Genomic DNA, 8,403 nt, shown 5'->3' with positions numbered 1-8,403 from the left:
CACGGAACGGCCCGACGATACTCGCTCTCGCTGTTACAAGGGTGGGCAAAGGCGCAAGGCGCCGTGCCCACGCCGTCGGGTGCTACCGATCCGAGGACCGTTCCGACAGACCGCGTGGGCACGGCACGCCTTCCGGCGTGCCTTTGCCCACCCTACGGCCTGTGCCGCCTACGTCCCGACCCGGAGCGGCGCGCGCTGCTTGGCGAGCGCGGCGAGCACCGAGAGGGCCGTGATGCGGCCGGTGCGGGGGTTTTCGGACGGGACGTTCTCGATCGACATCTGGAATTTGGCCGAGTCCGAATCGACCTCGATCGCATGGCAGTTGCGGTCGACGCCGGGATCGGCCCAAATCTCGATCGTCGTGCGGTCCGGCCCGATGCCGGCCAGCGCCAGCGCCGCCACCACGTTGACGTTGGCCGGGAAGCCGATCGCCGCCTCGCGGGCCGTGCCGGCGAAGACGCGCTTGGGCTCGGTCAGGTTCTCGACGGAGATGCCGTTGCTCACCAGATGCGGCGCCCCGGCGAGCCCACGCGGCGGCTTGCGGGTGGTCATCCGCACCGCGTGAATCGTGCCCTGCGCCGCCGCCGTCACCGCGTCGAGGCCGATCAGCGCGCCGGTCGGCACGATGATCTGGCCGCCCTTGTGGCTCGCCAGCTCGATCAGCTCGGGGTGCGACAGGAGGGCCCCGGCGCTCAGCACCATGGCCTTCTTGCGGGCGGAGAGCATCGGCCGGCAGATGGCGTCGAGCACGGCGGCCGGGGCGCATTCCACCACCAGGTCGGCATGCGAGGGCATCGCCTCCAGCTTGACGAGCGGGCAGGCGATGCGCTGGTCGTCCAGCCAGGCGCGCGCCTTGGCATGGTCGCGGGCCGCGATGCCGGCGAGCTCCAGCCCCGGCATGCCGTCGGCGAGCGCCCGGGCGACCGCCCGGCCGATGGCGCCGAGTCCCGCGATTCCGATCCGCATCGGCACCATTTTCGCCTTCCCGTTTTCCGCTTTTCCTGCGACCTTGCGGGCCCTGGATTGTCGTCTAGCCGCTCATTTCCATAATCGAACGCTCCGAACAAACAAGGAGGAACCGATGCTCCGCTCCGCTTTCAGGCTGCTGGTGGCCGCCGCGCTGGCGATCGCCGCGCCGGCGATCGCGTCCGCTCAGGGCCAGGACTACCCCAATCGTCCCGTCACCATGGTGATCCCGTTCGCGGCCGGCGGTCCGACCGACGTGCTCGGGCGCATCGTCGCACAACGCCTGGGCGAGGTTCTGGGCCAGCAGGTGGTGGTCGAGAACGTCGGCGGCGCCGGCGGCGCCAACGGCAGCCAGCGCGTCGCCAACGCCGCGCCGGACGGCTACACCATGGTGCTCGGCACGGTCGGCACCCATGCCCAGAACCAGACCCTCTACAAGCGCCCCCTCTACAACGCCGAGGGCGACTTCACGCCGGTGGCGCTGCTCGCCGACGTGCCGATCGTGCTGGTCATCCGCAAGGATCTGCCGGTCAGCAACTACAAGGAGTTCGTCGCCTACGCCAAGGCCAATGCCGGCAAGATGACGTTCGCCTCGGCGGGCGCCGGCTCGGCCTCGCATCTCGCCTGCGTGGTGTTCAACACGGCGGCCGGCCTGCCGGTCACCCACGTGCCGTATCGCGGCACCGGCCCGGCCATGCAGGATCTGCAGGGCGGGCGCGTCGACTATCTGTGCGACATGATCTCCACGGCCAAGCCGCAGATCGACGGCGGCGCCGTGAAGCCGATCGCCATCCTCACCAAGGACCGCTCGAAGGCGCTGCCGAACCTCTCGTCGGCGACCGAGGAGGGCACGCAGGTCGAGGCTTATACCTGGAACGCGATCTTCCTGCCGAAGAACGCCCCCAAGGCGATCGTCGACAAGCTCAACGCCGCGCTGGTCGAGACCATGAAGACGCCGTGGGTGCAGGAGCGCCTCGCCTCGCTGGGCGCCGTCGTGGTGTCGCCGGACCGGATGACGCCCGACTATCTCGCCAAGTTCGTCAAGAGCGAGATCGAGAAATGGGCCGCTCCGATCAAGGCGAGCGGCGTCCAGGTGGAGTGAGGTTTTTTGTCATTCCGGGGCGCGGACCGTCAAGTCCGCGAGGCCGGATTCCATACGCCCGGTGTCGGTGGCTCACGACGCACAGGGGTCATGGATCCCGGGCTCGCGCCTTGCGGCGCGCCCCGGGACGACGAAGGACTTTCGTCAGCTTCGCGCTCCCTCACCCCATCGTGGTGCGGCTGCGGATCGCCTGCGTGAGCGTGCCCTCGTCGAGATAATCGAGCTCGCCGCCGACCGGGACGCCGTGGGCGAGGCCCGTCACCTTCACCTGCGCGTCGGCCAGCAGCTCGGTGACGTAGTGCGCCGTCGTCTGGCCGTCGACCGTGGCGTCGAGGGCGAGAATGACCTCGGTGATCGCCGGGTCGTGCGCCCGCGTCACCAGCGACGCGATGGCGAGGTCGTCCGGCCCGACGCCGTCGAGCGGCGACAGCGTGCCGCCGAGCACGTGATAACGCGCGTTGACGGCCTTGGCGCGCTCCAACGCCCACAGGTCCGCGACGTCCGCCACCACCACGATGGTGCTCGGGTCGCGACGCGGGTCGCTGCACACCGTGCAGGGATTCGTGCTGTCGAGATTACCGCACACCCGGCACACCGTGATGGTGTCCATGGCGGCCTGCAGGGCCGCGGCGAGCGGCGCCATCACCAGATCGCGCCTTTTTACCAGATGCAGCGCGGCGCGCCGCGCCGAGCGCGGCCCCAGCCCGGGCAGCTTGGCGAGGAGCTGGATCAGACGCTCGATCTCGGGGCCGGCGCTCATCGTGAATCGTTCTTTGAATGCCGTTCCTCGGGAAGGCCGAGCCCGGGGCTCACCCCCCTCCCCAACCCTCCCCCACAAGGGGGGAGGGAGCAAGTCGGGGCGAGCCGCAAGAATCTGGAGGACGACACTAGGTGCATCCGAAAGTGACCGCGCCGAGGTTCTTGCGTTCCCTCCCCCCTTGTGGGGGGAGGGACAGGGAGGGGGGTGGCCACGCCCGCTGCGCCCTGCTTGGTCCTGCTCACGTAGGATCTCAAAACAGCTTCATGCCGGGCGGGATGGGGAGGCCGCCGGTGAGGGCCTGCATCTTCTCGGCGAGCAGGGCGTCGGCCTTGCGCTTGGCGTCGGCGTGCGCCGTGACGATCAGATCCTCCAGCACCTCGGTCTCGTCGGGCTTCATCAGCGAGGGGTCGATCGTCAGCTTCTTCAGCTCGCCCTTCGGCGTCACCGTGACGGTGACCATGTCGCCGCCGGCCGCGCCGTCGACCTCGATCTGCTCGAGCTCCGCCTGGAGCGCCTCCATCTTGCCCTTGAGCTCGGCCGCCTGCTTCATCAGGCCCAGGATGTTCGCCATGATCGCCTCTCGCAATGAGCGGGGCGCGGCCCCGCGGGTCGTATTCGTCGGCGCCGTCGGGCCGGAGACGGCTGCTCCGGCCCGACGGCGCCGGGCTCTTCAAAAATCGTCGTCGAGATCGTCCGGCATGGCGTGCGACCCGTAGGCGCTCTCGTCCCAGACCGGCGGCGGCTCGTCGGCGTCGCCGTCCTCGTCCGGCTCCGGGACGGGCGGCAGCGCGGCGGCGGCGGGTGCCTCCGGCTCCACGTCCCGCCGGCGCACGTCGACCACCTCGGAGCCGGGAAATCGTTCCAGCACCCGCTGCACCAGCGGGTCGGCGAGCACGCCGCGCTTGGCCTCGGCCTCGCGCGCCTGCTGCTGCGCGCGCAGCGTCGGTTGGCCCGGCTCGGACGAGACGACCACCATCCAGCGCCGTCCGGTGAGGTCGCCGAGCCGTCGTGACAGGTCGCCGATCGCCGCCTTGGACGTGTTCGGCTCGAGCGCGATCTCGAGATGCCCGTCCTCGAACCGCACCAGCCGGACGTCGCGCTCCAGCACGGTCTTGAGCTGGATGTCGCGCTTGGCGGTGGCGAGCGCGACCAGTTCCTCGAAGCGGCCGAGCAGCGGCACCGCCTCGGGCGCCGGGCCGGCGGCCGGACCGGGGGCGGGCTTGGCGCCGGGCGTCGCCAGGGCGCGCGGCTCGGCCGCGGCGCGGCCGGCCACCATCGCGGGCCGGTCGGGCAGCGGCCGCATCGCCCGCTCGCCGCCGGAGACGGAGCCGGCGCCGGAGGCGGAACCGCCGTTCGACGCGAGGCCGGACGCCGCGGGGCCGCCGGCCGGAAGCGGCGCGCGGCCGCCGCCGTGGCCTCCCGTCGGCGCGTCCGTGCCGGGCGACGATCCGAGCGAGCGGATCACCTCGTCGGGCGTCGGCAGATCGGCCGCGTAGGCGATCCGCACCAGAACCATCTCGGCGGCGGCGATCGGCTTCGGCGCCGCCTCGACCTCGGCGAGCCCCTTCAGGAGCATCTGCCAGGTGCGCGACAGCACCCGCATGGACAGCGCGGTGGCGAGCGCCCGGCCGCGGGTGCGCTCGGCCTCGGACAGCGCCCGGTCCTCGGCGACGGAGGGCACCACCTTCACGCGGGTGACGAAATGGGTGAGCTCGGCCAAGTCCTCCAGCACCGTCACCGGGTCGGCACCGCTGTCGTACTGGTCGCGCAGCTCGGTGAGCGCGGCGGCGATGTCGCCCCGCATCAGCATCTCGAACAGGTCGATGACGCGGCTGCGGTCGGCGAGCCCGAGCATCGCCCGCACGCCGGCGGCGTCGACGGTGCCGCCCGCGCCCCCGTCGGTGCCCCCGCCCGCATGGGCGATCGCCTGGTCGAGCAGCGAGAGCGAATCGCGCACCGAGCCCTCGGCCGCCCGCGCGATCAGGGCCAGCGCCTCCGGCGCGACCGTGACGCCCTCCTTCTTGGCGATGTTGCCGAGATGGGTGCCGAGAAGCTCGGCGTCGAGCCGGCGCAGGTCGAAGCGCTGGCAGCGCGACAGCACCGTGATCGGGACTTTTCGGATCTCGGTCGTCGCGAACACGAATTTCGCGTGCGGCGGGGGTTCCTCCAGCGTCTTCAGGACGGCGTTGAACGCTGCCGTCGACAGCATGTGGACCTCGTCGAGGATGTAGACCTTGTAGCGGGCCGACACCGGCGCGTAGCGGATCGCGTCGTTGATCTGGCGGATGTCGTCGACGCCGTTGTGGGAGGCCGCGTCCATCTCGATCACGTCGAAATGGCGGCTCTCCATGATGGCGGCGCAGTGCACGCCGAGCACCGGCATGTGGATGGTCGGGCCCGTGATCGAGCCGTCCGGCAGGGCGTAGTTGAGGGCGCGGGCCAGGATGCGGGCCGTCGTCGTCTTGCCGACCCCGCGCACCCCGGTGAGAATCCAGGCCTGCGGGATGCGGCCGGTCTCGAACGCGTTCGAGATGGTGCGCACCATCGCGTCCTGGCCGATCAGGTCGTCGAACGTGGAGGGGCGGTATTTTCGCGCCAGCACCCGGTAGGCGCCGGCCGGCTCGGCCGCGGCAGGTGGGGTCGTTGGGGCGGGCGGGGCGGGGAACAGGGCGGGCGACGCCGGATCGGCCGGCCCGGCGGCCGGCACAAGCCCGGGTGTCTCGGCGTCGTCCATCGCTCGGCCGGGCCTCGCAGAACCGCAAATCTCGAAGGAGTTTCAGTGGGAGGCTGACACGCGACCCGAACCGGGGCTCGTTAGGGCTGCTTCCTTCCGGACCTGACCCGGTTGGCGAGTGGCTCGTCCACCGCCAACCTCCCGCCCCCTATATCGCGAGGACCGCGGCCGATTGCAAGCCTCCGATTACGGGCGCCCCCGAGGCCTTCGTGGTAGGTTCGCGGCCGATCGATTCCCGTCGTCCGAGCCCCCGCCCGAGTCCCGTCACCATGTCCGACAGCACCGCCTGGACGCTGCATCCGCAGCTCGCCAAGGACACGATCAACACCGGCGACCTGCCGCTCAGCCGGGTGCTGGTCATCCAGGATGCCAACTACCCCTGGCTCCTCCTGGTGCCGCGCCGCGCCGGCGTCGCCGAGATCATCGATCTCGACGAGGTCGAGCAGGCCCAGCTGATGACCGAGATCGCCCGCGTCGGCCGTGCCCTCAAGGCGGTCACCGAATGCGACAAGCTCAACATCGCGGCGCTCGGCAACGTGGTGCCGCAGCTCCACGTCCACGTCATCGCGCGGCGGACCAGCGATGCCGCCTGGCCGCGGCCGGTGTGGGGGGTGGTCGCCCCGGCGGCGCACGACCCGCGCGAGGTCGAGGCGTTCATCCGCGCGTTGCGGAAGCGGATTTGGCTTGCGTCCGACGAGGCGCCCCGCTTTTAGTGCCGCCATGCTGACCCCCCCTGATCCCGACGACCGGCCCCGGCTCGGCTACACCGGCAGCCTTCTCGACCGCGATCCCGCCGTTCGCCATCACCCGGACCGCTTGGCCGCCTCCACGGCCGACCCGGCCGCCCGCACCTATGTGACGGCCGGCGACCTGGTGATCATGCGGCGTGGCGACCCGCTCGCCGACCCGCTGTTCACGCTCGCCGAGGCGGCGACGCTCGGTCCGGTGGGCGAGACCGTGTGGCTCGGCCACGATCGCGGCGTCGGCCGCTTCGGCGTGGGGCTCGACGCCGCTCTCGGCCCGGTGCTGGCGGAGCGCCCCGACCTCCTGGTGACCGACCTGCGCTCGATCGCCGTGCAGGGCCTGGTGGCGGCCGAGCACCTGCCGCCGCTGGCCGAGGCCAAGGCGCTGCTGCTGTGGCACGCCCGGCACCGATTCTGCTCGGCCTGCGGCCATCCTTCGGCGCCCGACCAGGCCGGCTGGCGGCGCACCTGCCCGTCCTGCGGGGCCGAGCATTTTCCGCGGACGGACCCGGTCGTCATCATGCTGGCCGTGGACGGCGAGCGCTGCCTGCTCGGCCGCCAGGCGCGCTTCGCGCCCGGCATGTGGTCGTGCCTCGCCGGCTTCGTCGAGCCGGGCGAGAACATCGAGGAGGCGGTGCGGCGCGAGACCCTGGAGGAGGCGGGCATCCGCTGCGGGCGGGTCCACTACGTCGCCTCGCAGCCGTGGCCGTTCCCGATGTCGCTGATGATCGGCTGCTACGCCGAGGCGCTGGAGACCGACCTCGTGATCGACCGCACCGAGCTCGAGGATCTGCGCTGGTTCTCGCGCGACGAGGTCGTCACGATGCTCGAGCGGCGCCATCCCGACGGCCTGTTCGCGCCCCCGCCGATCGCCATCGCCCATTTCATCATGCGGAGCTGGGTCGAGGACGCCGCCGGCGGCCTCGGTCGACCCGCGCCGACCTGAGCCGCGCCGACCGGCGCCGCGGCGGCCGCCCCGGCGCCGCAGGGACACCGCCCGCATGGATGCCATCGACCGGAAGATTCTCGCGCTGTTGCAGGAGGACGCCTCGCTCTCCGTGCAGGAGATCGGCAACCGCGTCGGCCTCTCCTCGACGCCGTGCTGGAAGCGCATCCAGAAGCTGGAGGCGGCCGGCGTCATCGCCCGGCGCGTCGCCATCGTCGATCCGGACAAGGTCGGGCTCGGCGTCACGGTGTTCGTCTCGGTGGAGACGGCCGACCACTCGCAGGAGTGGCTCGACCGCTTCGCCCGGACGGTCGGCGCGATGCCGCAGGTGATGGAGTTCTACCGGATGGCCGGCGACGTCGACTACATGCTGCGCGTCGTCGTGCCCGACATGCACGCCTACGACCGCTTCTACAAGCAGCTCATCGCCACGGTGCCGCTCAAGAACGTCACGTCGCGCTTCGCCATGGAGCGGATCAAGTCGACCACGGTGCTGCCGATCGGCGAGGTCGCGCCGCGGCGGTGAGGGGCGGACGGGAAGAGGGGTCGACTCAGCTCTTCGTCACCTCGTTGCTCATCCGCGGCTTCATGAAGATCTTGTCGTTGAGCGTCAGCGTGCCGGTGATGACGTAGCCGATGGCCGGCTTGTAGTCGTAGCTCGCCTCGCCCCAGATCAGCGTGCAGGCCGTGGTGGCCGCCGCGCAGGGGTCGCGCAGCGCCTGCGGGATCAGGGTGGTCACGTCGGCGCCCACCGTGCGCGCGGTGCCGTTGAGGGTCGAGCTCCACACGATCTTGGCCGTCTTCGAGGTGTCGATCTTGACGCTCGACACCGTGACCTTGAGGGGCGCCGACGGAAAGGGGGCGGCGACGGCCGTCGAGGCCTTCAGCACGTCGGTGAGATCGGCGGTCGTCACCGTCGTGGCCTGAGCCACCAGGTCGGCGACGGTGCGCGCCACCAGCGTCACCTTGCGGTCGATGCTGACCGCCGACGTCACCTCGACGCCGCCGAGATAGAGCGTCAGCATCACGGGCAGCAGCAGCGCGAATTCGACCGCCGAGACGCCGCGCTCGTCGCCGGGGAAACGGGCGAGCGGGCCGGTGCGCACCGGGAAACCCGGACGGCTCGGGGACGGGGTGTCGTGCGGCATGGCG

8 protein-coding genes, 1 other RNA gene and 1 pseudogene are annotated in these 8,403 nt (G+C 71.4%); 4 read left to right on the top strand and 6 right to left on the bottom strand.

Annotated features, from left to right (window positions below; genetic code table 11):
- Nucleotides 1–168 precede the first annotated feature (168 nt).
- Nucleotides 169–1,020, bottom strand: a pseudogene (locus ACFSOX_RS21190) (aspartate dehydrogenase); the annotation flags it as partial.
- A 61-nt stretch (nt 1,021–1,081) separates the two neighbouring features.
- Between ACFSOX_RS21190 and ACFSOX_RS21185 the strand changes: the two are divergent.
- Nucleotides 1,082–2,068: a Bug family tripartite tricarboxylate transporter substrate binding protein gene (locus tag ACFSOX_RS21185; RefSeq protein WP_378479814.1), complete on the top strand. Its 987-nt coding sequence runs from the start codon at nt 1,082–1,084 to the stop codon at nt 2,066–2,068.
- Nucleotides 2,069–2,228: 160 nt separating this feature from the next.
- Here the strand turns inward: ACFSOX_RS21185 and recR are convergent, their stop codons facing one another.
- The 4 genes from recR to ffs form a co-directional block, all read right to left on the bottom strand.
- Complete coding sequence (gene recR / locus ACFSOX_RS21180) at nt 2,229–2,828, bottom strand: recombination mediator RecR (protein WP_378479813.1); 600 nt, start codon at nt 2,826–2,828, stop codon at nt 2,229–2,231.
- A gap of 250 nt (nt 2,829–3,078) precedes the next feature.
- Complete coding sequence (locus ACFSOX_RS21175) at nt 3,079–3,399, bottom strand: YbaB/EbfC family nucleoid-associated protein (protein ID WP_378479812.1); 321 nt, start codon at nt 3,397–3,399, stop codon at nt 3,079–3,081.
- A 99-nt stretch (nt 3,400–3,498) separates the two neighbouring features.
- On the bottom strand, nt 3,499–5,562 hold the full coding sequence (locus tag ACFSOX_RS21170) for a DNA polymerase III subunit gamma/tau (protein WP_378479811.1): 2,064 nt from the start codon (nt 5,560–5,562) through the stop codon (nt 3,499–3,501).
- Nucleotides 5,563–5,607: 45 nt separating this feature from the next.
- Nucleotides 5,608–5,704, bottom strand: an RNA gene (ffs, locus tag ACFSOX_RS21165) — signal recognition particle sRNA small type.
- A gap of 127 nt (nt 5,705–5,831) precedes the next feature.
- On the opposite strand from ffs, the gene ACFSOX_RS21160 reads away from it, so the two are divergent.
- Genes ACFSOX_RS21160 through ACFSOX_RS21150 form a run of 3 tightly spaced genes read left to right on the top strand, consistent with a single transcriptional unit; the run spans nt 5,832 to nt 7,777 of the window.
- Nucleotides 5,832–6,275 carry an HIT family protein gene (locus ACFSOX_RS21160; RefSeq protein ID WP_378479810.1) on the top strand — a complete coding sequence of 148 codons (444 nt, stop codon included), beginning with the start codon at nt 5,832–5,834 and terminating at the stop codon, nt 6,273–6,275.
- 7 nt (nt 6,276–6,282) lie between these two features.
- Nucleotides 6,283–7,251, top strand: a complete 969-nt coding sequence (gene nudC / locus ACFSOX_RS21155; protein WP_378479809.1) for an NAD(+) diphosphatase — start codon at nt 6,283–6,285, stop codon at nt 7,249–7,251.
- Between the two features lie 55 nt (nt 7,252–7,306).
- Nucleotides 7,307–7,777, top strand: coding sequence for an Lrp/AsnC family transcriptional regulator (locus ACFSOX_RS21150; RefSeq protein ID WP_378479808.1), 471 nt, complete (start codon nt 7,307–7,309; stop codon nt 7,775–7,777).
- 25 nt (nt 7,778–7,802) lie between these two features.
- On the opposite strand, the gene ACFSOX_RS21145 is transcribed toward ACFSOX_RS21150, so the two are convergent.
- Nucleotides 7,803–8,399: a TadE/TadG family type IV pilus assembly protein gene (locus ACFSOX_RS21145; RefSeq protein WP_378479807.1), complete on the bottom strand. Its 597-nt coding sequence runs from the start codon at nt 8,397–8,399 to the stop codon at nt 7,803–7,805.
- Nucleotides 8,400–8,403: the final 4 nt, after the last annotated feature.

Origin of the sequence: Rhodoplanes azumiensis, from assembly GCF_042682915.1 — a bacterium.
In the GTDB taxonomy this organism is placed as follows: domain Bacteria; phylum Pseudomonadota; class Alphaproteobacteria; order Rhizobiales; family Xanthobacteraceae; genus Rhodoplanes; species Rhodoplanes azumiensis.
The sequence above is the reverse complement of the archived record's forward strand: the minus strand, read 5'-3'. Positions and strand labels throughout refer to the sequence as shown.

Excerpts from the sequence above, each read along its gene's own strand:
- ACFSOX_RS21170 (WP_378479811.1), bottom strand. The coding sequence starts at position 5,562 with ATGGACGACGCCGAGACACCCGGGCTTGTGCCGGCCGCCGGGCCGGCC.
- ACFSOX_RS21175 (WP_378479812.1), bottom strand. The coding sequence starts at position 3,399 with ATGGCGAACATCCTGGGCCTGATGAAGCAGGCGGCCGAGCTCAAGGGC.
- ACFSOX_RS21145 (WP_378479807.1), bottom strand. The coding sequence starts at position 8,399 with ATGCCGCACGACACCCCGTCCCCGAGCCGTCCGGGTTTCCCGGTGCGC.
- nudC (WP_378479809.1), top strand. The coding sequence starts at position 6,283 with ATGCTGACCCCCCCTGATCCCGACGACCGGCCCCGGCTCGGCTACACC.
- ACFSOX_RS21185 (WP_378479814.1), top strand. The coding sequence starts at position 1,082 with ATGCTCCGCTCCGCTTTCAGGCTGCTGGTGGCCGCCGCGCTGGCGATC.
- ACFSOX_RS21160 (WP_378479810.1), top strand. The coding sequence starts at position 5,832 with ATGTCCGACAGCACCGCCTGGACGCTGCATCCGCAGCTCGCCAAGGAC.
- recR (WP_378479813.1), bottom strand. The coding sequence starts at position 2,828 with ATGAGCGCCGGCCCCGAGATCGAGCGTCTGATCCAGCTCCTCGCCAAG.
- ACFSOX_RS21150 (WP_378479808.1), top strand. The coding sequence starts at position 7,307 with ATGGATGCCATCGACCGGAAGATTCTCGCGCTGTTGCAGGAGGACGCC.